Genomic DNA, 24,062 nt, shown 5'->3' with positions numbered 1-24,062 from the left:
GATGAGCAAAGAGATTAAAACAGATGATGTTATTTTCAATTTCTTCAAGCAAGTTTGTGATGAGAAAGATGATGTTAAATGTGTTGAACTTGGTAATGGTTGGATTAGTGCCATGGAAACCAATCTTGCTAACATGGAAAAAAATCTAGAAGAAACTGATAAAGTTAAATACCAAGAAAGCATTAATAGTAACAAGCAACAGCTTGATAGCCTTAAAGGCAAAACTGCTAGCGAATGGCGTGAATATGCAACCCAGTGTATGATCGAGATCTTAGATCATAAAACTAAATCGTGAATTTCTTTAAAAGATTATTTTCAAGTAGCAATCTAGAATTACAAATCAATGATGGAGGAAGAGCTGCTGCTGGATATAAAGGTAAAGCTGGAGACTGTGTAGTTAGATCTATTGCAATTGTAACAAAGCTTCCTTATCAAAAAATTTATGATGATCTTTATAAGGCAAATGAAGAATTTAGAACTACATCAAGAACAAGACTTGCAAGAAGTTTAAAACAAAAAAATGACAGCCCAAGATCAGGTACTCATAGGGTAGTTGTTAAGAAATACCTTGAAAAACTAGGTTGGCAGTGGACGCCGACTATGTTTATTGGTCAAGGCTGCAAAGTTCATTTGAAAAAAGATGAACTTCCAAGTGGGACGTTAATTGTATCTTGTTCAAAACACATAACGGTTGTTAAAGATGGTGTCTTGCATGATACTTATGATTGCTCAAGACGGGGCACACGTTGTGTTTATGGATATTGGACAAAACCTAACTAAATTAACTCAAGACATCTTAAAAAATATTTGTTAGCATTTAGTTGTGAAAAAAATATTGGGGACTAGCTTTATTAAGTTTTTAAGTATTTTAGTCTTAAGCTTATTGTTAACTAGTGGTGCAAAAGCGGGTTGTGATGATGCTCCAACTGATGGAGTGGATTATTCTAATTGCCAATTCTCAGAAGGCCAAGATTTAAGCAGAGCTTATATACCAAATTCTAATTTATCTTTTATTAGTTTTATTAAAGTTACTTTTGATAAAGGGGTGATGATGAATGCAACGTTATCTAATGGTAATTTTGTAGAATCTTCTTTTATAAGAACTAATTTGTATGAAGCAAATCTTGAAGGGGGTATTTTTGAAAAAGCCAACTTTACAAGTGCAAATTTAACAAGAGTAAATTTTAAAGGCTCATCATTAATTGAGACAAACTTTAATAATAGCAACCTCTTTGAAGCAGACTTAACTGGTGCTAATATTTTAAATGCTACATTTGAAGGCGCTAATCTTAACAATGCAACTTGGATTGATGGAACTAAATGTTTACTAGGTTCAATTGGTAAATGTAATAAATAAAAAATTCTTAGAAATTATTTTATTGGTTTAATTTTTTGATTAATAACGAGCACTGCGCCAATCATTAAAATAGGTAAACCTATTATTAAATCTTGTTGCCATTCTAAGTTTTCAAATATTGTTGAGATTAATAAAGCTAGTACAGGCATTACAACCCCTACATACCCAGCTCGTCCTGCTCCAACTTTTTCTAATAATCTTAAGTAAAAGATAAAAGCAAATATTGAGCCAATTATTGATAGATAAGCAAGGGATGCGATATAACTGAAGCTATACTCGAATAATAATTCAGTACCCTTTATTTGGGTAATTAATAGTGTGACCAGTGACCCATAAAGCATTGAATACGCAAGTGTTGGTATTAATGAAAAGTTATTATTTAAGTTTCTTTGGTGAACCATGTTACCTGTTGATGCACTAAATGTACCAAGTAAGGCTAAAAATAATCCAACATGGGTTCCATTAGCAAAGCTAAAATTGAAAATTTCATCATTAAAGATGATTATAATTCCAATCATCCCAATACTTGCTCCAAGTAAAGTTTTTAAAGAAGGTTTCTTTTTAAAGTAAAAGCCTTCTCCTAAAATATTCATAATAACTACCGTTGAAAAGACAACTGCTGGAAATGCACTTATTAAATAAGTGTTTGATAGATAAAAGAAAACATAGTTTAGTGAGTAGAGACAAACACCAAAGAGTAAAAACCATGCATGCTGATTTAAAGAAAATTTAAGATTTTTCTTCTTATAAATTAGATAAACAAAAATAACTATTGCAGCTATCAAAAATCTATAAAATACTGACACTAAAGGATCAACGTAGCCTAATTGAAACTTGATTACATACCAAGTAGGCGACCAGCAAAAAAGTGTGACAATAAATAATAAAAAATTGTTCATTAATGAATACTTATAATCAATCAAACTTAAAAAAATATAAGATTAATCAACCAATTTTAATATATAAGTTTAGTTGTTATGAAAAAGATACTTCTAATTTTAACACTGTTTATATCATTAAGTAGTATTTCTTATTCAGATAATCATTTTCCAATCACAAGAGATTCTGAATTAATGATTGCTAGAGGTAAAATTGTATACCAAAATAATTGTGTAAGCTGTCATCAAGTTAATTTGTCAGGTGCTAAAAATTGGAAGGGTTTAGATGAAGATGGTCATCGTAAAGCACCACCACTAAATGGTACAGGTCACACTTGGCACCATGATGATGAGACATTACATAAAATTATTAAATATGGTTTAGTTGGAATAATTAGTGACTATGAGGGTAAAATGGGCGCTTTTGGAGATAAATTAAATGACAAAGATATAGATTCAGTTTTAGCCTACATTAAAAGTTTTTGGCCTAATGATTATTACCAACATCAAATAAATTTAAGTAAATAAATTAAATGGCAACTGATACATTTCATTGGTCGTGTAAACACACGTGGCGAAAAAGTGCTAAGAATACGATGTGGTGTGTTATCGGTTGTGCAATTGGTGACTTTGGAACCATACTATTTTTTCAGTTAAGTAAAATTCCTTTTCCAGTATTAGGTATTATGACTTTAGCAATCATAAATGGTTTATTAACCAGCATTATGCTTGAAACTTTTATTTTAATGAGACAAAATTTTAAATTAATTAATGCTTTAAAGACCGCCTGTGGAATGAGTTTCATCTCAATGGTTAGTATGGAAATTTCTATGAATGCTACGGATTATTTTTTAACCGGTGGAGCGATGCTAACTTGGTGGGTGGTACCTATTATGTTAACTGCGGGATTTTTAACACCATGGCCTTATAATTATTGGAGACTTAAAAAATTCAATCAAGCCTGTCATTAAATATTAAATGGTTACAACTTCTGAAATCATATTAGCAATTATTATCGTTGCCTTATCTGTTGTTATGCCTATCTATTATTATTACCAAAGGAAGAAAAACCCCAAACAAGATAATAAAGCTCAAGATAAACCTGAGATAAAAAATTATATTGATAGAATTAATCAAATTACCCGTAATAAACATAAATGAAGAAACGTTTATCAGGGTGCAGTGAGTGTGGAGATGATACAGCCATCTTAACACAAGTAAGCTCTGGACCAGAAGTGATCTTACTTTGCACAGATTGTTATAATCTAAAACATTCAAACGAAACACAAAACCATATTGGCTATGAAGAAGAAAAAAGCTAAAAAATTAAAGACTAAAAAACCTGCACCTAATTTCTATGGTCTTGGTAAATTTAACTATTTGATCTTTAAGTTTCTTTGCTCAAGATTTAAGCTTTAATAGCTTGATTATCTAAACCCTATTTAATTGTAAGAACAATCTTACCTTTAGTTCGACCCTCTGCTAGTTTTCCAAAAGCTTCTGAGGCCTGTTCCATTGGATACGTGCTGTCAATGACAGTTTTAATGGTGCCCTGACTAATTAATGTTACAAGTTCTGTTAGCATTGCTCCATCAGGTGACATGAAAAACCATTCAAAGTTTACACCATATTTTTTAGCAAGGTCTTCAGTATCTTGGCCCTTAATGGAAATCAGAGTACCTCCCTTTTTTAAAACCTTGAAAGACTTAGCAAGTACATCACCCCCAATCATATCAAAGACTAAATCATAATCAGACAATTTATCTTCAAATGATTGAGTGGTATAATCAATTATTAGATCAGCTCCCAAACTTTTAACAAGTTCAATATTTTTAGAGCTTGTAGTTGTTGCAACTGTTGCCCCAAAATGTTTTGCAATTTGGATGGCAAGTGTTCCAACACCACCTGAACCAGCGTGGATCAACACTTTATCACCTTGCTTAATATTACCTTTCGTAACTAATGCCTGCCATGCTGTTAAACCCGCTAGTGGGACAGATGCCGCTTCTATATGGCTTAGATTTTCTGGTTTAATGGCAAGTTCATTTTCTTGGATACGAGCAAACTCAGCAATTGAGCCAGCGTCTTCTTGATTGGGACGAGCAAATACTTCATCACCAACTTTGACATTAAGTACATCTTTACCAACCTCGACTACTTTGCCTGAAACATCATAGCCCATAATATGAGGAAAGCTAAGCTCTAGCATTTCTTTTAGATAACCTGCATGTAAAATATTATCGATCGGATTAATGCTAGCGGCATGTACTTCTACTAGGACAGATTTATTTTGAAGTTTTGGCTTTGCAATATCAATAATTTCAATATTGGCAGTATAATCTTTATAAACGACAGCTTTCATTGTGAATTCCTTTTTAATTAAATAATTTTTAAAATATATCAAAACATAAAGAAAGCTATGTAGTATATATTTTATTAAATAACAATCATTCCATCACCTAGACACTTTATTTAAGATTTAGTAGTATACTTTTATGTATTGGTTAATCTTAATATCTTTTCTAATCCTACTTGCTATTAGCTTTGTTGTTTCAAACCCTGGAAATAAACTTATAAAAAATAAAAAGAATAAAACTCATTTATTAGATGTTTTATCCTCTTATATGGGTGGGTTTTTACTGGTAATAATCGTTTATCTTTTTGTTTCAGCCTCTAATGGTAAAGAAGCATTTGATATTGGGATTGATTTTTTTAATGCTAATAGATGGAATTTTGCAAGTGGTATGGGTAATCACAGATCAATTTTAGATGAATTTGTCTTTGGTTTTGTCTTCACTTACATAATAATCTTCATAAGAAGACAATATAAAAAACAAAATTAAAAAGGAGTATAGATGAAAGGTTATAGATTTATTATAAACGATGATACTTCAGAATTTTGTCATCGTGTTACAGAGGCAACTTAAATAATTAATATTTGAAACTATTTTGCTTAAATTATTAAGCCCTAAGCAATAAATTAAATGCTTAGAGCTAATAATTAAATGTTAATTGTCTTAAAACTTAAAACCAATTATTTGGAATTATGATGTAGTGAATTGCAAGCACAATTGCAACTGACACCGTCAATCCTATAGTCATTTTAAGAAAGTCTTTACCAATTAGTGGAAACACATATTTGAATTTATAATCACTATTCATTGATGCGATTGCTAATTCTCTTCCACACAATAGTCCAACAAACACCCAAGTTGTTGACATTGGTAAGTCATTAAGTTCTTTAAAATAATAAAGAACCGCAGCATAAATAATATTGATTATGGTTGCTGATCTTGCGTACCTTGTGCCAGTTTTCTCTAAGACAACCTTTTGAATAGTTCCACCATGAATGTAGAAGATATAAAAAAGTAGTGCTGTAAAGTAAGCTAGTACAATTAATAATAAGTTAACATCAATTTGTCTTGGAAGATAAACTGCAATGTTAGCTACATCATGAGATAACCAAACCCACCATAACCAAGCAGAAGTTACCCAAACAGAGTTACGCCAAAAGCCAATCCATTTGTCTTCAACTTCATCTAGTTTTTCATTAATAAATTTTGAAATAACGACCCAGCAAATATAAGCAGCCGTTGCAGCTAAACCATAGCCGACAACACTTTTCATAAGCATCTTTTCAAGTACTACCGTTGATGCAAAAGCTGATAAAACTAAGAAGGTTGTTGAAACAGGTATACCTACTCTTGTTAATACTAGAAGTATTCCTGGTGCCACTGCGTGATACCATTGTATTTCTTGGAAAGGTATTCTTGTTAGTCTGCCGTAAGAGATATCTCCATCATTACTGTACCAGCCCCAAGTAATAGCAAGTATCATTACAAATGATGCTGCACTAGCAAGAGTGTACCATTTAAACCATTTTTGTTTTGACGCGATAAAAGTTCCCAATGTTTGAATTGAGTCATTTGCAATAACACTGTACCCCGCTAAAGCAAAGCCTACTATCGTATATATTAAGGTCATTTCCATTTTTCTATTTTCCTATTTTATGTTTTTTTTATTGTTTTTCATTTCGAACGATTCTTAGTCTTAAGGTCGATTTAATAGGTTGGTAAAAATATATCTATAGATAAGTTTATTAGTTTACTTTGAGGAGAGTTGATTCATCAATTTTTATATTATTCGAAGTTAAAATCTAGCTAGAGAATTTAATAATAAGTTTTAAGAGGAGTTGATTCATCATCATTTATATTAATTAATGATTTTGTCTAGTTGAATAATGACTTAAATTTCATTTAATACAGGATTATAATTAACATAAGTATAACACTTAATGAGTTATATGAATTTATTGATAAAAGTATTTAAAAGATTCTCTATTACAAAAATTCTTAACCAATCTTATTATTTCATTAAGTAATAATCGTCCTAGATATAGACACCCGATTTAGGACTTGTTAAGGTCTGATTATGAAAGGTTATAGATTTATTACAAGTGACGACACTTCAGAATTTTGCCATCGTGTAACGGAGGCCATATCCAATGGATGGAAATTGTATGGTGAACCCAAAATGACTTTTGATAAAAAAAGAGGGGTCATGCGTTGTGCTCAAGCAGTTATAAAAAATTCACCTCAGAAAAAGTATTCCAAAAAGATGAAGCTATCATCGATATAAATGGCAGATCAGATATTACCCTTTGTTTATATGCTAGGGATACTCTTATTAGTACTCCCAGCTTTTCTACAATCTAATTCTAAATTAAAGCAATTCTTAACTAATCTTAGTATTTGGATTGTCATTATTCTCATAATTTTAACTATTATTTATTTTTTCAATTGACAGTTTGAGAGAAAGTTGATTATATTTAGGTGCGCTGATTTAAGTTAAATTGCAGAGCGCGTTATAAATCCTGCTAAAGCGACGCTTCAACCACCGCTTTAGACAGGTGGTTTTTTTTTATCTTTCATAAAATTAAGCCGGGCAGTTGAACCATATTGTGCGCCCTGCATTTGCTTAAGCACTAAAAAGGAGAAAAGAGGCCTATGGATTTAACCCTCTTGTTATTTTGTGACCTTTTTTCTCCAAAACAAGAGGAAAAAAAATGAGCACAAATAAATTAAAAGAAAGATTAGATAAAGGACCTGTTATATGCGCAGAAGGTTTTTTATTTGAGATAGAAAGACGTGGGTACATGTCATCAGGGGAATTTGTTCCAATGGTGTCATTAGATCATCCTGAAGTTTTAGAGAACTTACATAGAGAATTTCAACACGCAGGATCTGATGTAGTTGAGGCCTTTACTTATAATGGACACAGAGAAAAAATGCGTGTTATTGGTAAAGAAGAACTTCTTGAACCACTAAATCGTTCAGCATTAAAAATTGCTAAAAAAGTAGCACTAGATACTCCTAAAGGATCAAAACCAAATTTGATGGCAGGTAATATTTCAAATTCAAATATCTGGAAACATAATGATCCACAATCTCAAAAAGAAGTTGAAGGAATGTTTACAGAGATGATTGGTTGGGCCGTTGAAGAAGGTGCTGATATGTTAATTGGTGAAACTTTTTATTATGCTGAAGAAGCTTTTAAAGCTTTAGAAGTTATGAAAAAAACAGGTTTACCAACTGTATTAACCATATCTCCAATGGGTGAAAATAAAATGAGAGATGGAAAATCCGTTGTTGATACCTGTAAAGAGCTAGAGCAATTAGGGGCTGATGTTGTTGGTTTAAATTGTTTTAGAGGACCTGCTACCATGTTTCCTTTTTTAAAAGAAATTAGAAAAGCAGTTAAATGTCATGTTGGAGCTTTACCTATTCCTTATAGAACCAGTGAAGATTACCCAACATTTTTTAATCTACCGGACAGAAGTAATTGTGCATGTCCATCACCTCATGGAAGAACGTTTCCAACAGCATTGGACCCACACTTTTGTAATAGATATGAAATAGGTAAATTTGCAAAAGATGCTTATGCCTTAGGTATTAATTACCTTGGAGTATGTTGTGGAGCAAACCCAATGTTGATTAGGGAAGTTGCTGAATCTATTGGTTTAACTGTTCCAGCAAGTAAATATCGAGAGAACATGGAAAATCATTTTATGTATGGAAAAAATAAAAGAATTCCAAAACATATGACTGAATATGGAGACAAAGCGTAAATAAATTAAGAAGGGCATTTAACTAAATTGTGCGCCTGACATATGTCGAAGCACTAAAACAGGAGAAAACAAATGAGTAACAATCTAAAAGAAACAATAAGTAATCTACAGAAGGATTTTACAGCCAACCCCAAAAATGCTTTGGTCCAATATGAAAGCAACTCAATTCTTAAAGAAGGACTTCAATCTGTAGTCACTCTTAGAGAGCATAAATTAGTTGTTGATGAACCCAAAAGTTTTGGTGGAAAAGATGAGGGACCCAGCCCAGTAGAGTTAATATTAGCAGCGTTAGCAACGTGTCAGGAGATAACCTATAAAGCATTTGCTACAGCAGCGGGTATTAATATTGAGAGTGTTAGTGTTAAATTAAAAGGTGAATTAGATCTTCAGGGTTTTTTAGCTTTAAATAAAAACACTAGACCTGGCTTTCAATCCATCTCTGGTACTGTTGATATTAAATCTTCATCACCTAAAGCAGAAATAGATAAATTGATTGATACGGTAAATACACATTGCCCGGTATTAGATATTTTATCAAAAGGAGTTCCTATTAAATTGTTTCAAAAGGTTTCTTCAAGTTCTAATAATAAAGAGCACATAGAGCAAAGAGCAAGTGCTGCTTAACTAATCTAATTTAAGCCCTATGAAAATAGGGCTTAAGTCTTTTAAGTTCATTTCAAATCCTAAAAAATTAGAAGTTTGACTAGAATTAAGTATTAATTGCGTGCTAGGGTCTTGTTAATGAAAAATATTTATCATTCTGATATTTATCAATTTAACACCCCAGTTAGTAGTTATTGGGAAGATCATTCAAGCGAAAATTTAAATCTAGATAAACTTAATAAAGATGTCAGCTCAGAAATTGTTGTAATAGGTGGAGGGTACACTGGTTTATCCTGTGCAATTAATTTAATAGAAAATCATAATTTAGAGGTCATTTTAGTTGAAGCTGGAAAAATAGGTTGGGGGGCATCATCTCGTAATGCAGGTTTTTGTTCTCTACCACCAAGTAAGATGTCTTTTAAAAAGATGCAAGCAATTTACGGCAATGATGAAACGAAAAAGTTCTTTAAAAACTCTGTTGAAGGCTCAAATTATACAAAAGATATTATACAAGAATATAATATTGATTGTGATGTAACGGGGGATAGTAATTACGTTGTAGCCCATCATCCAAATAAGTTTAAAGATATTAAAGAACAAGCCAAAGCTTACAGAGAAGAGTTTGGTATTGAAACTGAAATTTATTCTAAAGAAGACTTTGATAAAATTGGCCATGGTGGCACAGAGCAATTTGGAGCTTTTTCTTATAAACCTGGTTTTGCAATCAATCCTCTTAAATTTGTTAATGGCATTGCAAAATATGCTTTATCTAAAAAACTAAAGATTTTCGAGCACACTAAAGTGGATAAAATTGATAAAGATAAGGGCACTTATATTTTAAGGACGAAAGAAGGATCTATTCGTTCAAAAAAAATAGTCGTTGCAACAAATGGGTTCTATCAAGAAGGCTTAATCCCGGAGATGAATTCAAGAATTTTACCAGTAATTTCAAATATTATTGTCACCCAACCCTTAACGAAGCAAGAAATTGACCAACATAATTTTAAAACATTTTCCCCAATAGCTAATACTAAAAATCTTTTATATTATTATCGAAAGTTACCTGACAACCGAATTTTATTTGGCACTAGAGGGGATTTAAGTGGCAGTGATCAATCTAATTTAAATATGTCTAAGAAAATGGAAAAATTTTTAAAAGATATTTTTCCTCAATGGAAAGATATTAATATTGATTACAATTGGCGGGGATTAATTGCTTTATCTCAAAAATTAACTCCCTCTATTGGTAAAATTGATAATGAAGAGATTTATTATGGATTTGGTTATAATGGGGTTGGAGTGAGTGCTGCTCCTTGGACTGGAAAACAATTGTCTAAGTTAGTATTATCAAACAGTAAAGAGTTAGATATTTCAAAAATTTATAAAGGATTACCTAAGAAGTTTATCTTCCCTAAGTTAAGAACATTTTATTTTAGATTAGCGGTGTGGTTTTATGCAATTAAAGACAGATTTAATATTTAAGAAAATATATGATAAAAACTAATTTATGAATGTATTTATAATTTTATCAGTATTGGTAATTGTTGTTGGGGTTATTTTACTAGTTGCATCACCTGCTGCGTTATTTACTTTGAATTGGAAAGAAAAGTCAGGAAAAGACAAATTTCTAATGTTCTTATTTTATGGTATTTTGGTTTATATAATAAATATCATTTTTTGGATTATTAAATAACAATATTACCCATTCTCAGGATCTCTTTATCCTTATTTAGTGTTAGCTAATTCCATCACCTAGACACCTGATTTGAATATTGGTAGGGTTGGATGATGAGTGATATTTTTCCAAAAGGATCGGCATGGATGAACGGTGAATTCATTCAACTTTCTGAAGCTAAAATTCCTATTTTAGATTGGGGTTTTCTAAGATCTGATGCCACATATGATGTTGTCCATGTTTGGAAGGGTAGATTTTTTCAATTAGATAAACATATTGATCGTTTTTTTAAATCAACAGAAAAACTGAGAATGCCATGCAGACTTAGTCGTGAAGAAATAAAAAAAATATTAGCAGGCTGTGTTAAAAAAGCTGATCTTGAAGACTCTTATGTTGAAATGATACAAACAAGAGGAATGTCTCCAAACTTTGTTAGAGATCCTCGTAAAGCGACACCACGTTTTATGGCTTTTGCAGTACCCTTTGGTTGGATACTTAAACCAGAAGATTTTGAAAAAGGATTAGATGTATATTTAACCGATATAACAAGAATTCCTCCAAGTTCAGTTGATCCTACTATTAAAAATTATCATTGGATGGATTTAGTCACCGGTATGCTTGATGCTTATGAGAGAGGACATCATACTGCTTTATTAGTAGATGAGGATAATAATATCTCAGAAGGCCCAGGCTTTAATATTTTCTCTGTTGATGAAAATGGAATTAATACCCCAGACCATGGAGTACTAGAAGGAATTACAAGACAAACCGTTATTGATTTAGCAAAAGAATTAAATATTAACGTTAATAAAAAATCTATAACGATTGAAATGTTAAAATCATCTAAAGAATTATTTGCAACTTCAACAGCAGGAGGGGTAATGCCAATAACAAAAGTAAGTGGGGAAAATATTAAACAAGGAACGGTAGGGGATATTACAAGAAAAATTCACAAACTCTATTGGGATAAGCATTCAGATCCTATGTGGAGCACATCTATAAATGACATATTGTAAAAAATGAACATTAAACAAACAGTTATCTTTGTCTTCATTCCATCAACTGGACACCTGATTTAAGGTTTGGTTAGTGAATAATTAAAGAATAAATATAAATATTTAATAATAAATTATTTTAACAAAATGTTAATTTAACCCTAAATACTATTTAGTGCTGATTTGAAGGTCTTAATCCATTCATTAAACTCTTGTATTGTAAGTTGAGTGGGTTCAATTAATGTAATACGATTATCAGATATACTTTTCTTCCTTATTATTAATTGTTCATTTTCAAGTTCAGTTAAAATAAGGCTTATAGTTTTTCTAGAAGCATTTTTAGATAAAAAAACCATTATAGATTCTGTTGTGGTGTCTATTTTATTTAAATAGTTGTCCAATATTAAGAGCCATAACTTATAATGTATTGGTCCTTTACGAAATTTATTAATTGAGCGTAAACCTTTTTTTTCATCAAAATCATTTGCAAGAACTGATGCATATGTTTTAATTCTCATAATTTAAATTTAAAGAATTTTAAGTAAAAATAAAATAAAATTCTTAAAGGTAATTCTTTTACACGTAGTTATTACATGTAATTATTACATGTAATAGTTTCTCTATTTATCTATTTTATTTTTTATAGAGTAGAAACTTAATTAATTAATTAAAGGAAAAAAATGAAAAAATTAACAATATTGTTATTTACTTTCTCTCTACTAGGACTTCAGACCGTAAAATCTGAGGAGTTTTACATTGGTATAGATTACTTAAATAATGAAATAGATTCTGGTATTACAAATATTAGTTCCACTTTAGATGAAAAAGACAATGGTTATTCTTTATACGCTGGAATGCCAATAAGTGATACAATGGATATTGAAGTTTCATATAATGATTTTGGTGAGTCAAGTTTATCAGGGGTAAGTGGTAATCAGTTTATATATGAAGGAACTACATATGAGTTCAATGCTACAGCGACTTTAGCAGTTAAAGCATCTTCAATGGGTGTTGGTGTTAAACAAAAATATGAACTATCAGAAGGTGTAATGCTTTATGGTAAATTAGGTGTTCACCAATGGGATAGTGAACTTAGTATTGCTTCTACAACCGCAACAGCAAACGCTGATGAAGATGGTACAGATGTGTTTTATGGTGTTGGTTTAGAAGTCAACTTAGTAAATCTAAAAGGTAGAGTAGGTTACTCTATGTATGATTTGGATGGTGAAGAAGTTGACAGTATTAATGTTGGTTTCAGTTACAATTTCTAACAAATAAATTAAAAGATTTAAGACCAGTGATTTAATTATTGCTGGTCTTTTTGTCATGAAAAAAATTTTAGGAATTGTATTTATAAGTATATTTTTATCAGGATGTTTACCAAAGGTAACACCAACTGGTGGATCTTATTTAGGATTAAAAATTGAACCAGAAAAATCAAGAATTATAATTCTTAGAAAAGGTGGTTCATTAATAAGCTTAGACACACCAGCGGTTAATATCAGCGGATCCACATCATCATCTTACTACCTGCCAAGCAAAGCTTTTATTCAGGAAGATGTCGTACCAGACATGTATGAAATAGTTGTAAAGAAACCTGTAGGTACCCCTTTAGTTTGGAGAATGGATCCAATTGGCGATGAAGTTATAGCTGCAAAAAATAAAATAGTTTATTTAGAGCTTATAGCCACATCAATTGGTTATGTTCATAGAGCAAAGTTATAAGTAGTTGATGAAGCTTATGCTTTAGAAAAAATCAAAAATTTTACAAGAGTTTTGAGAACTGATAGAAATTTTTAATTATGTTAAAGCTTAAATTTATAATTTCTACCACAATTTTAGTATTCCTAACTTCTTGTGCAACTATTGTTAATGATGCAGAGGTGCCAGTTACACTCTCATTTAGCGATGGAAGCTCAGGGAATTGTAAACTTTCAAACAAGAGAGCTCAGTATCAAGTAGATATTCCTGGGACACAAATGGTTAGACGTTCAGACGATGCGTTAAAATATGATTGTAAAACTTCAAATGGAAAAACAGGATTTGGTAGCATACCGAGTGAAATTGAAGATGCAAAACTAGCTGGAAGTGTTCTAATTGATTTTGGTATTACAGACTCTATAACTGATAAGCATAGAACATACACACCAAACTTTGTAATACCTGTAAAATAAAAGTAATCTTTAATCAACAGCAACGCCTCAGGCTTCTTTAATCCTTTTTAATATTAGTTAATTCCATCACCTAGACACCTGATATAAGGTTTGGTAGGTTTAAATTATGTCTGGACTTGAAATACTATTAGCCATTGAACTTACTTATTTAGCTTACACAATAATTATGGATTTATGATCAAATATATTCTGCCAGCTATAATCATCTTCTTGATCGTATTATTCTGGGAAAAGATTACTGAAATAGTCTTTAAAAAATTTAATATTAGATTGAATTATATCATTGTCAGTGCTGTGTTAATAGCTATCGCTATAATAGTTTTATTAATCAATCTTTAAATTCTACAATCTTTTAGTTGATTAACTCTCATTCCATAGCCTAGACACCTGATTTGGAATTTGCTAGGATCTTGGTTCATGAAAAAGATTTTAGGAGTCATAATTCTAGGTTTGTTATTGAGTGGATGTGCAATTAATCAAACTGCTTTAAACGTTGGAACAAATTTTACAGATTATCAGAAGGAGTGTAGAAAAGTTGCTTTAGTAAAACCAAAGTTGGTTTTTAATGATGGTAATTTAAGAGGCTTTCATTGTGCAGATGCTGCCGGTGCTGATATTTGGAGATATGAATTTTTTGATACTAGTAATAAATTAGTAAAAGTTTGGTCTCGACCAGTTAGTGCTCAAGAAAGACAAGCAAGATTTAATAATGCATTATTAGGTTTAGCTATTTTGAATTCTGGAACAGCATCAGGAACAACGACACAAACTCAACAGCCTCCTGGATTTTTTAGTTTTGATATAGCCTCTGGTATGAATAAAGTTTGTTTCTATGATCAACTTGGCAGTCTTAGTGCAAAGACAATTGGTCGTGCAGAAATTTGCCCTTTAGGTTATTAAATTAATGAAAAAGCTTTTAGGGATAATAGTTCTTAGTCTATTTATTCCAACTTATGCTCTTGCGTGGTGCTCTGAACCAAGAGCTCCATCAGCTCCATCAACATACAGTAAACCATCAAAGCCATCAGTTCCTTTTTGTGTAAATGAGTTTAGCAATACTCACACATGTGATGACTGGACTATAAATAGTTATAATAGTGATCTAGATAGATACAGGTATGAAGTAGATGATTATCAAAGATCTCTACAAAGTTTTGTAAATGATGCAGGAGATTTTGCTCGGGAAGCTCTTGATTATGCTAATTGTGAGATTAGGAATTTGGATTAATAATATGAAAAAGATTTTAGGAATTATAGTTTTAAGTTTTTATTCTATATTTGTAGTTTCAAAATCACACTGATAATGCTCTAAGAACTTATTATTTTTAAAGTCGTACTTTGACATGGTCATGCTAGGTTCTGTATCTCCATCAAATACAATCATTTGAAACCCTAATTCATAATCAGCAAATCTTGCAGTTACTTGGTTTTCACCAATATCTAATTTATTAGCTTCAATCATAATAAATTCACCCTTTTCTTTATCAAAGTATTCAAGACCAACTGCTTGCATTGTAAATTTTAAAGGATCAAGCTTTCTTCCAATGATTACATCTTTCATATTAAGACATGAGATTTTTAAACCTTGATCAGCGTTAGAGGTTGTGGGTAATAATATTAAGATAAGTAAGATAATTCTTAACATTATCTAACTACCCACCTGATCAATAGTTTTACAAAGTTTACGAGCTTCTAAAACAGAGGGTACAAGTTTATCTAATTTCCAATTATTATTTGGGATGTCAAAGTATTTTGCTGCTTTAAAACCAACACCATCAATTATTTCAATTTCAAATCTTTTTTCTTCGTTATAAAAATCATTTAATTTGTAGATGTATTTTTGAAGATCAAAAGTACCTATAGAGAACAAAACTCGGTAACCCATTAAAAATGGTGTTACTGCCTCAACTTCAGCAGTTTCTTCTTGGTTATTAATTCTTATTGGGATGTGCTTACCTATTAATTGCTTGATATCACCTGGTTTTTCATAAGTGTAAAATGTAAAATTGTTCCACACACGATCACAATCATCATTAACGTGTATAAAAAAATTAAGCGAGTCTCCGTGGGTAACTTCACCTGAAACTCTTGCATAAACTAACTTTTCAAATTTATTAATGTTCCATTCCTCATGATCTGCTTGGGCTTGATAAGCAATGACTAATAGAAACAAAAACAAATGAGCTGAGACAAAAATTAAGAACCGCTTCATGATTTAAGCTCCACATTTATTCCGTTTTTCTTGAGTATTTTGATTATTTTCTCCCATATAATGCTGTTATGGGTACTTGGACTTAGTTCAAACTTGAAGGTTTGTTTGTAAACTGGGCTGCAGTTATCATAAGCAATGTAAGCGCTTACATGACAGTATTTATTAATACCGTTTATTTCCATATATCGAACTCCTAATGTTGGTTGTTTTTTTTAAGGTGAGTAGTTTAAAGTTAGTAATGGTTTCACCCCTTCTCTTATCGAGGGGTCTACGTAAAGAGGAGAACAATGAAAAGAAACGTAAACGGGCGAAAAGGAATGAAATCCAATGCATGATTCTATTTTAATCACATCCATTTGTTGTAAATTTGCTCCAATTTTGTTTTATTTGTGAAATTAAAATCAGATAGTAAAGTTAAATTGTTTTTGGTAGGTTAAAGATTATGTCTACACAACAATCTAGAAATATATTTGTTGAAGAACTTTGTAAATATTTTATGGATTTTTTACAAAGTGGTTTTAAGTCAACTAGATTTCCCAAAAGATATATTAGATTAAATAACGAAAAAAACTTTAAAATAGGAATTGATTTATCTAAATATGAAAATTTTAATGAGTCACTTAGAAAACTTCTAAATAAAACAGAACCGTTTCAGCAAGAAATTTCAGTAAAAAAAGGTACTCATACAGTTAAGCTTAATGACACTTCTGTAGATTTATTAAAGAAATTAACAAAACAAATCAAAGACAAGGATATAGAAAAGATAATAACCCTATCTACCAAAACAATAAAAGAGTTTGCATTATCACATAAAAATAAACCTGATGAAGCTTATGATCAAATTAATGAAATCATTAAGAAAGAGCTTACAGAAATAATAATTAAACCAATTTCTGAAAAAATGGATCCATTAATTGGTAGCCAGAGTAACTTTGTATTTGAATCTTTATACACTCTAGAGCTAGGATTGACGGAATTAATATTAGACCCCTTAGTCGAACAAATTCCATCAATTTTTAATAACATTTTAGCAGATCAAAAATATAAACCTAAGGATGATATATCTAGCCTATTTAATAAAAGTGACATAGCGGCCAGTTTATTAAATTATTTTTCAAATTTTGAAGTAAAAGATTTTTATTATGATCTCCAGGAAATAGTCAACTCACAAAAGAATTTGGATAAGAAAGAAATTTATTTGTACTTTGGGGACATTGAAATAGAGAAAAAAAGATTTCCACTTTTTTATACACAGGTTAATATTAAAGAATATTCAACTGAAAGCCATTTCAAAATTGGATTTTCTAACGAACTGTTTGTTAATAAAAAAGCTATTCAATATGCTTTTCAAGTTTTATTTAAAGAAGATAAAAAAGTTGAAACATTTGATGAGGAGAGAAAGCTCTACATATCTGAAGAAGAGAACTTATCTGAGAGATTAACTGGTATTATTCAAAATTTAATTTCTAAATTAAGAACAGATGGAAATATAGACTTTAAAAATTCATCGAAACAAATCTCAAAAAGTCTTGAGTTTGCAGTTTCAAACAATTGTTATTTTTGTGTCTTTGACAAATCAGATGAAGCATTAGTAAATGATTATGAAGATATTTTATCGAAAATTCTTGAAGGTGACAGTGATGTTGCCGGAATGTTTAAACAATTAATTACAGATTTTTTAATTAATGAACCAGAGGTGGTGAATGAGAATATTGAAGATGAGTGGGATGGATTAGAAGTTAATGATAGATTAAACTATGAAAGTCCTATTCCCGTTAATCCTGAACAATTAAAAATATTAAGGGCGCTTAATAACGAAAAATGTAAATATGTAGTTGTAGAGGGTCCTCCTGGAACAGGTAAATCACACACTATTTCCGCAATAGCGTTTGATTATATTTTAAAGTTTAAATCTATCTTGATTTTATCTGATACCAGAGAAGCATTAGATGTTGTGGAAAATAAAATTAATACTACTTTGAATCAAGTAAGAGGTAAGCATAACATTCAAAATCCCATATTAAGACTTGGTAAAATGGGAAATACTTATAATAAAATTTTAGCTAAAACTTCTGTCGATAATTTAAGAACCTTTCATAGAGCACAAAAAACACACAGAAAAGAAGTTGAAAAAGAAATAAGTGAAATTTCTGGAGTAGTTAATGATCGTTTAAAAATACTTTCTGATCATTATAAAAATATCGATAAAAGTAAATTTGAAGAATTTGCTGTGGTTTCAAAAGAATGTTCCAAGGAAGATCTTGTTATTGATGTAAAAGCCTTTAATTTATATCTCCAAAACAATAATTTAACGAGTGAAGATTTATCATTAGATACCTTTATTGATAATCTTAATCAAATATCTGAATATGAATTTGTTGTAGATGAATTTAAAGAAATTTATAAATCAAAAAAATTTTTAGACTTTAAAAATTACTTAGACAACCTTAAATTAATTGACATGTATGCAAAAGATGGTGAAGCTGATTTCAATTTATTTTACAATTATGGTATCATAAATGAGGACACGATAGATTTTTTAAGAAAAAAAGTTTCTGAATATAGAAAATTAACTGATGGTGTATTTGGAGGATTTTTAAAGGGAAATCAAATAATTAAGATTGAAAATGAAATTGAAAAAAAATTAAAAACTAAGGAAGCTATTGATTTAAAAAAACATGATCAAAAATTATTATTTTTTGCAAACTATGCTTCTACGTTTTTTACTTTTTGTTCTAAAAATAAAATAGATTATAAAGTATTAATTCAAATCATTAAAAAGAGTAAACCCTCTGCTTTATATGAACAAATAGATTTTATTAAAAAATATAAACACACCTTATCAATAGTTTTTGAAAATAAAGAGCAATCTAAAAAATTAGGTATTATAGAAAATGACGTAGATACTTTGTTTGAAAACAAGATTGCACTCCTTGAAGAAGACACCGTAGATTACATAAAGCAATACTATAATTTAGAAAATTTCTTTTCAGGTATTTTTGATAACTCAGAAAATTTCGATTATGCAACATTAATGAAAAGAGCTCAATCGCTTTATACTACAAGAATGACTGACATAATTGATGAAAAGATAATTAGTTTTTATGATACAAATAAAAATACTGCAAAAAGTTTAAGTAAAATAATTAGAGCTAAGCAAAAATTTCCTAAAGAACAGTTTTCTAAATTAAAAAATACTTTTCCTTGTATTATTTCTAGCGTAAGAGACTTTGCTGAATATATAGATCTAGATACTGGTATGTTTGATCTTATTATTATTGATGAAGCTTCACAGGTTAGTATTGCTCAAGCATTCCCTGCTATTATAAGAGCAAAAAAAATATTAGTTTTAGGGGATAAAAAGCAATTCAGTAACTTACAATCATATCAGGCGACATCTATTAAAAATAATGCGTTGTTAAATAATTTAAGAAAAGTTTTTAAAAATAACATATCAAAAGACCCTCTACAGCTTGAAAGATTAGAAAGTTTTAACGTTAAAACATCGATATTAGATTTTTTTGAAAGAATTGCAAATTATGGGGCAATGCTTAAAAAGCACTTTAGGGGTTATCCTGAGCATATAGCATATTGTTCAAAAACTTTTTATAACAATGATTTACAAGCAATAAGATTGAGATCAAAATCTATCAAAGACATTATACATTTTGAAGTTTTAGATTATGAAATTGATAAAGAAATAGGGAATACGAATGATGAGGAAGCCAAATATATTGTTAAACAATTAGAAAAAATTAAAGAAAGTGGAGACGAAACTACAGTTGGAATAATCACACCATTTTCTGATCAACAAAAAAATCTTACTAACTTAATTACCAAACATAAAGATAAGGATTATTTTTTTGAAAAGCTTCATTTGAAAATAATGACTTTTGATACATGTCAAGGTGAAGAAAGAGAAATTGTATATTATTCAATGGTTGCCACAAAAAATATAGATAAGTTAAACTGGATATTTCCAACTGATCTATCAAGAACTGATCTTGAAGAACTTGGAGACAAAAAAGCTCAAAGATTAAATGTTGGATTAAGCAGGGTTCAGGAAAAAATGGTTTTTGTTTTAAGTAAAAAGCCAGATGATTTTAATAAAGAAATAGGTAATGCAATCAGGTTTATTCACAATATATATTCAAGTGAAGAAAAGCTTCCAAGCAAATCACAATTAGACCCGAAGTCTCCAATGGAAGCTAAGGTTTTAGATTGGTTCAAACAAACACCTTTCTATTTAGAGAATAAGGATAAAATTGAAGTTAAATCTCAATTTCCAATTGGAGAATATTTTAAACAACTATATATGGAATATAATCACCCAAAATTTGTTGTAGATTTTCTTGTTATTTATAACTCTGATGGCAAAACAAAACAGTCAGTTATTGAATATGATGGACTTAAAGAGCATTTTGAAAGTACAGATCTAATCACAGATAGTAACTATGAAGATTATTATACTGTAGAACATGAAGAAAGACAAAAAACTTTAGAAACGTATGGTGTTAATTTTATAAGATTAAATAAATTTAATATCTCTGATAATCCAGTAAAATACTTAGATCAGAAACTTAAGGAGACCTTTAAGAAAAATGGAAAAATAAATACCTCACAATATAAAATTCAAGAGTCAATTCAAAAAACAAATGATGGAGAACAGAAGTATTGTGATAGATGTAAAAAACTTAAAAATCTAAAATCATTTAAAGACAGCAATTTAAGTTCAGGTATTGGAATTGTTTGTATGAGCTGTAAAAAAGGTTCTGGAAAAAAAAGAAGAAGTGCCCCAGTTAGACAAGAATTCAAAAGTACAAATGTCAAATTTAAATGGAAAGCTGAAAAGACTTACAGTATAGATTATTCAGGCGCTTCTGGCTTTAAAAGTTCAAGAAAGATAAAGATAATATCTATTGAGGATAAGTATTTAAAAACTTATGATTATAAATCAGGAGAAAATAGAACCTTTAGAAAAGATAGAGTTTTAAATTCAGAGGAAGTTTAAAAATAAAGACGGTACATGAAGTTAACTGAGACTACCGTTAAGATAATAACCAGTAAATACAGGGAAATATAATCTTTTGGTTTTAGCATGCTTTATAAATACTCTTAATGTTAGCTACTAGCTAGCTTCTTTTTAGGATCATAAAAAGGTTTTTCAGCAACAGTTGCTTTAACGATTTTATCATTCATTTTAACATCAAGCACTGTTCCAATTTCTGAATTGTTAATTGAAACCATTGCAAGGGCTATGTTTTGTTTTAGTCTTGGTGAATATACTGCAGAAGTTATTTTACCAACAACTTCATTGTCTTTAGTGATTTCCCAAAAAGTAGTGTTAGGTCCAGTTAAAGGATCACTATCTAAGATAACTCCAACTTGTTTTCTTTTAATGCCATCCTTGTTTATTTTTTTTAAAGCATCTTTACCAACAAAGTTTATGTTGGTATCAAGATTAACAAGTCTTCCTAATCCAACTTCATAAGGGTTAGTGTTAATATCTGCATCTGCATGATAAGATAACATTCCACCTTCAATTCTTCTAATTGATGATGTGTGACCTGGTTTTAATCCATGTGGTTTACCAGCTGCCATTATTTTTTCCCATAACTCATCTCCCTTAGAGCCATCTCTTAAATATAATTCATAACCTAGTTCACTTGACCAACCGGTACGAGAGACTATTAAAGGAATGCCATCTAAATCTAATTCACGTAACCAATAATATTTAAGATCATTAATACTTTCACCAAATAAAGCCTCCATAATTTTTCCAGAGTTTGGCCCTTGTAATTGAAGAGGGGAAACGTCGGGCTCAATAATTTTAACATTAAGACCTGAGTTGATTGCAACTCCTTGTGCCCATAATAAAATATCACTATCAGCAAGAGACAACCAATAATGGTTTTCTTTTAATCTTAATAAAACTGGATCATTTAAAATTCCACCTTCATTGTTTACAATTAAAACATATTTACATTGACCAACTGAAAGCTTTGATAGATCTCGAGGGGTCAAGAGTTGAATAAATTTTGTAGCATCGGGTCCTGTAATTTCAACCTGTCGCTCTACTGCAACATCACATAAAATCGCTTCATTGACTAAATTCCAAAAGTTTTGTTCAGGAGAACCAAAGTCACGAGGAATGTACATATGATTATAAACTGAAAAGCCAGTTGCACCCCATTTAACAGTTGAGTTAAAGTAAGGAGATTTTCTAATTTGAGTTCCAAAACCGAAGTTTTTCTTATCTTCCATTTTCAAAACCTATTAATTATTTGATTATTTGAAAAGCTTTAATTATTATTTTTCACAATCTTCTGTCGCAAATGCTGTTTGCTCCATAATCTCTTCAGGCTCTTTGCTGAAGACTTCATCCATCTCTTCATCACTAAATTTTGCGCTTAATTTATCAACGGTACACTGACAGTATATTTTAGCGCCATCTGGGCCAATATAAGCTTTAGAGTTAGAGTAACAGCCAATGTACAATTCCTTCTCATATTCAGGGCTTAAAGCGTGACTTTTAGAGGTAAACAGGAGGATAAAAATTAGTAAATATTTATATTTTTTGATCATATTCGCCAACTTTGCCAGTTTTTTGTAAAAGATCATCAATAAAATCAAAGATCTTTTTCTTTCTCTCATTCGATGTTGGACTTTCAGTAACAATTACAAGAGATGGTTTATTAGATGAGGCTCTAATTAATCCCCATGATCCATCTTTAAAAGAAAATCTGATACCATTAACGGTTAAGACTTCACTTATTTCTTGGTCATCAATTTTAGTTTTATTATCTTTTAATTCATTTACTTGTTTAACTAACTCTTCAACTACTTGATATTTTTCTTCATCTTTACAAAAAGGTGCCATGGTTGGAGTTTGAAAAGTATTAGGCAGTTCTTTTATAATCTCATTCATCGATTTGTTTTCGTTATCTAATAAATGACACACTTGAATTGCAGAATTTATTCCATCATCATAACCAAAACCTAAAGGTTGGTTAAAGAAAAAGTGACCACTTTTCTCAAATCCAGCTAAAGCTTTTTCAGTATTAACTTTTCTTTTAATGTGTGAGTGACCTGTCTTCCAATAAATGGTTTGACAGTTATTGTCTTTTAAAACTTTGTCAGTTGCATACAGTCCTGTTGATTTAACATCGACAATAAACTTAGAATTTTTATGAGTTTTAGATAAGTTTCTTGCAATCAATAATCCAATTTTATCTGAAAAGATTTCATCCCCCAAATTATCAATTACACCAACTCTGTCACCATCACCATCAAAGCCAAAACCAATATCAGCATTATTATCTTTTACAGCTTTTGCGATTGCATATAACATTTCTAAATCTTCTGGATTTGGATTATATTTTGGAAAAGTCCAATCAAGATCACAATCAAGCTCTATTACCTCACAACCAATTCCTCTTAAAATTTCAGGGGCAAATATTCCAGCGGTTCCATTTCCACAAGCAACAACTGCTTTAATTTTTTTTGTTATTTTATTTTTATTTATTAAATCGTCTTTATAAATTTGTTGAAAACCTTCTATTTGTTTTTCAACTCCTTCACCTTTTGTAAAATTTTCATTTAAAGTTATCTCTTTTAATTCTTTCATCTCTTCTGGTGCATGGGTTAAACCTTTTTTGATACCCATTTTAACTCCAGTCCAACCATTTTCATTGTGACTAGCAGTAACCATTGCAACAGCATCAGCATCTAAATTAAATTGTGCAAAATAAACAGTAGGGGATAATGATAAACCGATGTCTTCAACATTGCATCCTGTTGAAAGTAGACCTTTCTTAAGTGCAGATTTTATTTCTTCACTGTAAGATCTATAATCATGACCAACAATTACTCTTGGATTCGCTTTTTTTGTATGTTTTATAATTTGAGTGCCTAAACCTTTACCTAGATTCTCTATTCCGATTCTGTTTATGTCCTTCTCATACAACCACCTCGCGTCATACTCCCTGAAGCCATACGGATCTATTTTTAATTCTGTTGTCATTGCTTATGTTTCTACAAT

The 24,062-nt window shown here is 30.4% G+C and carries 30 protein-coding genes and 2 riboswitches; of the genes, 21 read left to right on the top strand and 9 right to left on the bottom strand.

Translation table 11 applies throughout. The features are described from left to right. The first annotated feature begins 1 nt into the window (after position 1). The 3 genes from AC5SLW_RS03905 to AC5SLW_RS03895 are packed head-to-tail and all read left to right on the top strand — an operon-like array spanning position 2 to position 1,357. Positions 2-295 (top strand): hypothetical protein, encoded by a 294-nt coding sequence (locus tag AC5SLW_RS03905; RefSeq protein ID WP_006996701.1) that lies wholly within the window; start codon positions 2-4, stop codon positions 293-295. After that, positions 292-780 (top strand): hypothetical protein, encoded by a 489-nt coding sequence (locus AC5SLW_RS03900; RefSeq protein ID WP_494573831.1) that lies wholly within the window; start codon positions 292-294, stop codon positions 778-780. The genes AC5SLW_RS03905 and AC5SLW_RS03900 overlap by 4 nt, the downstream gene beginning before the upstream one ends. Before the next feature lie 43 nt (positions 781-823). Continuing rightward, the gene (locus AC5SLW_RS03895) at positions 824-1,357 is read left to right on the top strand and encodes a pentapeptide repeat-containing protein (protein WP_494574635.1); all 534 of its coding nucleotides are present in this window, start codon (positions 824-826) and stop codon (positions 1,355-1,357) included. A 14-nt stretch (positions 1,358-1,371) separates the two neighbouring features. On the opposite strand, the gene AC5SLW_RS03890 is transcribed toward AC5SLW_RS03895, so the two are convergent. Next, a complete protein-coding gene (locus AC5SLW_RS03890) occupies positions 1,372-2,256 on the bottom strand; it encodes a DMT family transporter (RefSeq protein ID WP_494574633.1) in 885 nt (294 codons plus the stop codon). Between the two features lie 78 nt (positions 2,257-2,334). Between AC5SLW_RS03890 and AC5SLW_RS03885 the strand changes: the two genes are divergently transcribed. From AC5SLW_RS03885 to AC5SLW_RS03870, 4 genes are read left to right on the top strand one after another with little or no spacing between them, the layout of a single operon-like run. Then, positions 2,335-2,763: a c-type cytochrome gene (locus tag AC5SLW_RS03885; protein WP_271615698.1), complete on the top strand. Its 429-nt coding sequence runs from the start codon at positions 2,335-2,337 to the stop codon at positions 2,761-2,763. Positions 2,764-2,768: 5 nt separating this feature from the next. Beyond that, the gene (locus AC5SLW_RS03880; protein ID WP_018414244.1) at positions 2,769-3,206 is read left to right on the top strand and encodes a DUF4396 domain-containing protein; all 438 of its coding nucleotides are present in this window, start codon (positions 2,769-2,771) and stop codon (positions 3,204-3,206) included. A 7-nt stretch (positions 3,207-3,213) separates the two neighbouring features. Then, the gene (locus AC5SLW_RS03875; RefSeq protein WP_018414243.1) at positions 3,214-3,396 is read left to right on the top strand and encodes a hypothetical protein; all 183 of its coding nucleotides are present in this window, start codon (positions 3,214-3,216) and stop codon (positions 3,394-3,396) included. Further along, entirely contained in the window at positions 3,393-3,557 is a 165-nt protein-coding gene (locus tag AC5SLW_RS03870; protein WP_006996709.1) for a hypothetical protein, read from the top strand. Before AC5SLW_RS03875 ends, AC5SLW_RS03870 begins: the two co-directional genes overlap by 4 nt. A 116-nt stretch (positions 3,558-3,673) precedes the next feature. On the opposite strand, the gene AC5SLW_RS03865 is transcribed toward AC5SLW_RS03870, so the two are convergent. Further along, entirely contained in the window at positions 3,674-4,597 is a 924-nt protein-coding gene (locus tag AC5SLW_RS03865; protein WP_006996711.1) for an NADP-dependent oxidoreductase, read from the bottom strand. 133 nt (positions 4,598-4,730) lie between these two features. On the opposite strand from AC5SLW_RS03865, the gene AC5SLW_RS03860 reads away from it, so the two are divergent. Then, entirely contained in the window at positions 4,731-5,078 is a 348-nt protein-coding gene (locus AC5SLW_RS03860; RefSeq protein ID WP_006996712.1) for a hypothetical protein, read from the top strand. 12 nt (positions 5,079-5,090) lie between these two features. Continuing rightward, positions 5,091-5,162 carry a DUF1737 domain-containing protein gene (locus AC5SLW_RS03855; protein WP_080515810.1) on the top strand — a complete coding sequence of 24 codons (72 nt, stop codon included), beginning with the start codon at positions 5,091-5,093 and terminating at the stop codon, positions 5,160-5,162. A 97-nt stretch (positions 5,163-5,259) separates the two neighbouring features. On the opposite strand, the gene AC5SLW_RS03850 is transcribed toward AC5SLW_RS03855, so the two are convergent. Further along, entirely contained in the window at positions 5,260-6,225 is a 966-nt protein-coding gene (locus AC5SLW_RS03850) for a hypothetical protein (protein ID WP_006996713.1), read from the bottom strand. Positions 6,226-6,666: 441 nt separating this feature from the next. Between AC5SLW_RS03850 and AC5SLW_RS03845 the strand changes: the two genes are divergently transcribed. From AC5SLW_RS03845 to AC5SLW_RS03820, 6 genes are all read left to right on the top strand, one after another. Then, positions 6,667-6,873 (top strand): DUF1737 domain-containing protein, encoded by a 207-nt coding sequence (locus AC5SLW_RS03845; protein ID WP_006996714.1) that lies wholly within the window; start codon positions 6,667-6,669, stop codon positions 6,871-6,873. 295 nt (positions 6,874-7,168) lie between these two features. Continuing rightward, a riboswitch (SAM riboswitch) is annotated at positions 7,169-7,233 on the top strand. Between the two features lie 67 nt (positions 7,234-7,300). Continuing rightward, positions 7,301-8,362 (top strand): homocysteine S-methyltransferase family protein, encoded by a 1,062-nt coding sequence (locus AC5SLW_RS03840; RefSeq protein WP_494574630.1) that lies wholly within the window; start codon positions 7,301-7,303, stop codon positions 8,360-8,362. Positions 8,363-8,365: 3 nt separating this feature from the next. Further along, a riboswitch (SAM riboswitch) is annotated at positions 8,366-8,430 on the top strand. Positions 8,431-8,434: 4 nt separating this feature from the next. After that, entirely contained in the window at positions 8,435-8,986 is a 552-nt protein-coding gene (locus AC5SLW_RS03835) for an OsmC family protein (RefSeq protein ID WP_494574628.1), read from the top strand. A 117-nt stretch (positions 8,987-9,103) separates the two neighbouring features. Then, the gene (locus AC5SLW_RS03830; RefSeq protein ID WP_494574626.1) at positions 9,104-10,447 is read left to right on the top strand and encodes an NAD(P)/FAD-dependent oxidoreductase; all 1,344 of its coding nucleotides are present in this window, start codon (positions 9,104-9,106) and stop codon (positions 10,445-10,447) included. Between the two features lie 25 nt (positions 10,448-10,472). Next, positions 10,473-10,658 carry a hypothetical protein gene (locus tag AC5SLW_RS03825; protein ID WP_006996719.1) on the top strand — a complete coding sequence of 62 codons (186 nt, stop codon included), beginning with the start codon at positions 10,473-10,475 and terminating at the stop codon, positions 10,656-10,658. Positions 10,659-10,750: 92 nt separating this feature from the next. After that, the gene (locus AC5SLW_RS03820) at positions 10,751-11,656 is read left to right on the top strand and encodes an aminotransferase class IV (RefSeq protein ID WP_494574624.1); all 906 of its coding nucleotides are present in this window, start codon (positions 10,751-10,753) and stop codon (positions 11,654-11,656) included. 140 nt (positions 11,657-11,796) lie between these two features. On the opposite strand, the gene AC5SLW_RS03815 is transcribed toward AC5SLW_RS03820, so the two are convergent. Beyond that, on the bottom strand, positions 11,797-12,153 hold the full coding sequence (locus AC5SLW_RS03815; RefSeq protein ID WP_494574622.1) for a hypothetical protein: 357 nt from the start codon (positions 12,151-12,153) through the stop codon (positions 11,797-11,799). Between the two features lie 162 nt (positions 12,154-12,315). Between AC5SLW_RS03815 and AC5SLW_RS03810 the strand changes: the two genes are divergently transcribed. The 5 genes from AC5SLW_RS03810 to AC5SLW_RS03790 all read left to right on the top strand — a co-directional run bounded on the left by AC5SLW_RS03810 (position 12,316) and on the right by AC5SLW_RS03790 (position 15,037). Further along, positions 12,316-12,906: an outer membrane beta-barrel protein gene (locus tag AC5SLW_RS03810; protein ID WP_494574620.1), complete on the top strand. Its 591-nt coding sequence runs from the start codon at positions 12,316-12,318 to the stop codon at positions 12,904-12,906. Positions 12,907-12,961: 55 nt separating this feature from the next. Then, the gene (locus AC5SLW_RS03805) at positions 12,962-13,360 is read left to right on the top strand and encodes a hypothetical protein (protein WP_494574618.1); all 399 of its coding nucleotides are present in this window, start codon (positions 12,962-12,964) and stop codon (positions 13,358-13,360) included. A gap of 77 nt (positions 13,361-13,437) precedes the next feature. Beyond that, positions 13,438-13,809: a hypothetical protein gene (locus tag AC5SLW_RS03800; RefSeq protein ID WP_494574616.1), complete on the top strand. Its 372-nt coding sequence runs from the start codon at positions 13,438-13,440 to the stop codon at positions 13,807-13,809. A gap of 417 nt (positions 13,810-14,226) precedes the next feature. Next, positions 14,227-14,709, top strand: a complete 483-nt coding sequence (locus AC5SLW_RS03795; protein WP_494574614.1) for a hypothetical protein — start codon at positions 14,227-14,229, stop codon at positions 14,707-14,709. Between the two features lie 4 nt (positions 14,710-14,713). Further along, the gene (locus tag AC5SLW_RS03790; protein WP_494574612.1) at positions 14,714-15,037 is read left to right on the top strand and encodes a hypothetical protein; all 324 of its coding nucleotides are present in this window, start codon (positions 14,714-14,716) and stop codon (positions 15,035-15,037) included. 39 nt (positions 15,038-15,076) lie between these two features. Here the strand turns inward: AC5SLW_RS03790 and AC5SLW_RS03785 are convergent, their stop codons facing one another. Then, positions 15,077-15,454 carry a hypothetical protein gene (locus AC5SLW_RS03785; protein ID WP_494574610.1) on the bottom strand — a complete coding sequence of 126 codons (378 nt, stop codon included), beginning with the start codon at positions 15,452-15,454 and terminating at the stop codon, positions 15,077-15,079. A gap of 3 nt (positions 15,455-15,457) precedes the next feature. After that, the gene (locus AC5SLW_RS03780; RefSeq protein ID WP_494574608.1) at positions 15,458-16,021 is read right to left on the bottom strand and encodes a hypothetical protein; all 564 of its coding nucleotides are present in this window, start codon (positions 16,019-16,021) and stop codon (positions 15,458-15,460) included. A 442-nt stretch (positions 16,022-16,463) separates the two neighbouring features. Between AC5SLW_RS03780 and AC5SLW_RS03775 the strand changes: the two genes are divergently transcribed. Continuing rightward, positions 16,464-21,032, top strand: coding sequence for a DEAD/DEAH box helicase (locus AC5SLW_RS03775; RefSeq protein ID WP_494574606.1), 4,569 nt, complete (start codon positions 16,464-16,466; stop codon positions 21,030-21,032). A 110-nt stretch (positions 21,033-21,142) separates the two neighbouring features. On the opposite strand, the gene AC5SLW_RS03770 is transcribed toward AC5SLW_RS03775, so the two are convergent. From AC5SLW_RS03770 to AC5SLW_RS03760, 3 genes are all read right to left on the bottom strand, one after another. Next, positions 21,143-22,285 carry a glycine cleavage T C-terminal barrel domain-containing protein gene (locus AC5SLW_RS03770; protein WP_494574604.1) on the bottom strand — a complete coding sequence of 381 codons (1,143 nt, stop codon included), beginning with the start codon at positions 22,283-22,285 and terminating at the stop codon, positions 21,143-21,145. Positions 22,286-22,330: 45 nt separating this feature from the next. After that, positions 22,331-22,519, bottom strand: a complete 189-nt coding sequence (locus AC5SLW_RS03765) for a hypothetical protein (protein ID WP_271617086.1) — start codon at positions 22,517-22,519, stop codon at positions 22,331-22,333. Positions 22,520-22,589: 70 nt separating this feature from the next. Further along, complete coding sequence (locus tag AC5SLW_RS03760; RefSeq protein ID WP_494574602.1) at positions 22,590-24,044, bottom strand: phosphomannomutase/phosphoglucomutase; 1,455 nt, start codon at positions 24,042-24,044, stop codon at positions 22,590-22,592. Positions 24,045-24,062 lie beyond the last annotated feature (18 nt).

Source organism: Candidatus Pelagibacter sp. PS_40, from assembly GCF_059417765.1.
This window is presented reverse-complemented; position numbering and strand designations above follow the sequence as displayed.

What these genes read in the sequence shown, in the direction of transcription:
- AC5SLW_RS03870 (WP_006996709.1), top strand. Translation starts at nt 3,393, where the DNA reads ATGAAGAAACGTTTATCAGGGTGCAGTGAGTGTGGAGATGATACAGCC.
- AC5SLW_RS03820 (WP_494574624.1), top strand. Translation starts at nt 10,751, where the DNA reads ATGATGAGTGATATTTTTCCAAAAGGATCGGCATGGATGAACGGTGAA.
- AC5SLW_RS03780 (WP_494574608.1), bottom strand. Translation starts at nt 16,021, where the DNA reads ATGAAGCGGTTCTTAATTTTTGTCTCAGCTCATTTGTTTTTGTTTCTA.
- AC5SLW_RS03875 (WP_018414243.1), top strand. Translation starts at nt 3,214, where the DNA reads ATGGTTACAACTTCTGAAATCATATTAGCAATTATTATCGTTGCCTTA.
- AC5SLW_RS03845 (WP_006996714.1), top strand. Translation starts at nt 6,667, where the DNA reads ATGAAAGGTTATAGATTTATTACAAGTGACGACACTTCAGAATTTTGC.
- AC5SLW_RS03905 (WP_006996701.1), top strand. Translation starts at nt 2, where the DNA reads ATGAGCAAAGAGATTAAAACAGATGATGTTATTTTCAATTTCTTCAAG.
- AC5SLW_RS03785 (WP_494574610.1), bottom strand. Translation starts at nt 15,454, where the DNA reads ATGTTAAGAATTATCTTACTTATCTTAATATTATTACCCACAACCTCT.
- AC5SLW_RS03835 (WP_494574628.1), top strand. Translation starts at nt 8,435, where the DNA reads ATGAGTAACAATCTAAAAGAAACAATAAGTAATCTACAGAAGGATTTT.
- AC5SLW_RS03805 (WP_494574618.1), top strand. Translation starts at nt 12,962, where the DNA reads ATGAAAAAAATTTTAGGAATTGTATTTATAAGTATATTTTTATCAGGA.
- AC5SLW_RS03815 (WP_494574622.1), bottom strand. Translation starts at nt 12,153, where the DNA reads ATGAGAATTAAAACATATGCATCAGTTCTTGCAAATGATTTTGATGAA.
- AC5SLW_RS03775 (WP_494574606.1), top strand. Translation starts at nt 16,464, where the DNA reads ATGTCTACACAACAATCTAGAAATATATTTGTTGAAGAACTTTGTAAA.
- AC5SLW_RS03825 (WP_006996719.1), top strand. Translation starts at nt 10,473, where the DNA reads ATGAATGTATTTATAATTTTATCAGTATTGGTAATTGTTGTTGGGGTT.
- AC5SLW_RS03810 (WP_494574620.1), top strand. Translation starts at nt 12,316, where the DNA reads ATGAAAAAATTAACAATATTGTTATTTACTTTCTCTCTACTAGGACTT.
- AC5SLW_RS03800 (WP_494574616.1), top strand. Translation starts at nt 13,438, where the DNA reads ATGTTAAAGCTTAAATTTATAATTTCTACCACAATTTTAGTATTCCTA.
- AC5SLW_RS03880 (WP_018414244.1), top strand. Translation starts at nt 2,769, where the DNA reads ATGGCAACTGATACATTTCATTGGTCGTGTAAACACACGTGGCGAAAA.
- AC5SLW_RS03795 (WP_494574614.1), top strand. Translation starts at nt 14,227, where the DNA reads ATGAAAAAGATTTTAGGAGTCATAATTCTAGGTTTGTTATTGAGTGGA.
- AC5SLW_RS03830 (WP_494574626.1), top strand. Translation starts at nt 9,104, where the DNA reads ATGAAAAATATTTATCATTCTGATATTTATCAATTTAACACCCCAGTT.
- AC5SLW_RS03840 (WP_494574630.1), top strand. Translation starts at nt 7,301, where the DNA reads ATGAGCACAAATAAATTAAAAGAAAGATTAGATAAAGGACCTGTTATA.
- AC5SLW_RS03885 (WP_271615698.1), top strand. Translation starts at nt 2,335, where the DNA reads ATGAAAAAGATACTTCTAATTTTAACACTGTTTATATCATTAAGTAGT.
- AC5SLW_RS03760 (WP_494574602.1), bottom strand. Translation starts at nt 24,044, where the DNA reads ATGACAACAGAATTAAAAATAGATCCGTATGGCTTCAGGGAGTATGAC.
- AC5SLW_RS03865 (WP_006996711.1), bottom strand. Translation starts at nt 4,597, where the DNA reads ATGAAAGCTGTCGTTTATAAAGATTATACTGCCAATATTGAAATTATT.
- AC5SLW_RS03850 (WP_006996713.1), bottom strand. Translation starts at nt 6,225, where the DNA reads ATGGAAATGACCTTAATATATACGATAGTAGGCTTTGCTTTAGCGGGG.
- AC5SLW_RS03890 (WP_494574633.1), bottom strand. Translation starts at nt 2,256, where the DNA reads ATGAACAATTTTTTATTATTTATTGTCACACTTTTTTGCTGGTCGCCT.
- AC5SLW_RS03790 (WP_494574612.1), top strand. Translation starts at nt 14,714, where the DNA reads ATGAAAAAGCTTTTAGGGATAATAGTTCTTAGTCTATTTATTCCAACT.
- AC5SLW_RS03860 (WP_006996712.1), top strand. Translation starts at nt 4,731, where the DNA reads ATGTATTGGTTAATCTTAATATCTTTTCTAATCCTACTTGCTATTAGC.
- AC5SLW_RS03770 (WP_494574604.1), bottom strand. Translation starts at nt 22,285, where the DNA reads ATGGAAGATAAGAAAAACTTCGGTTTTGGAACTCAAATTAGAAAATCT.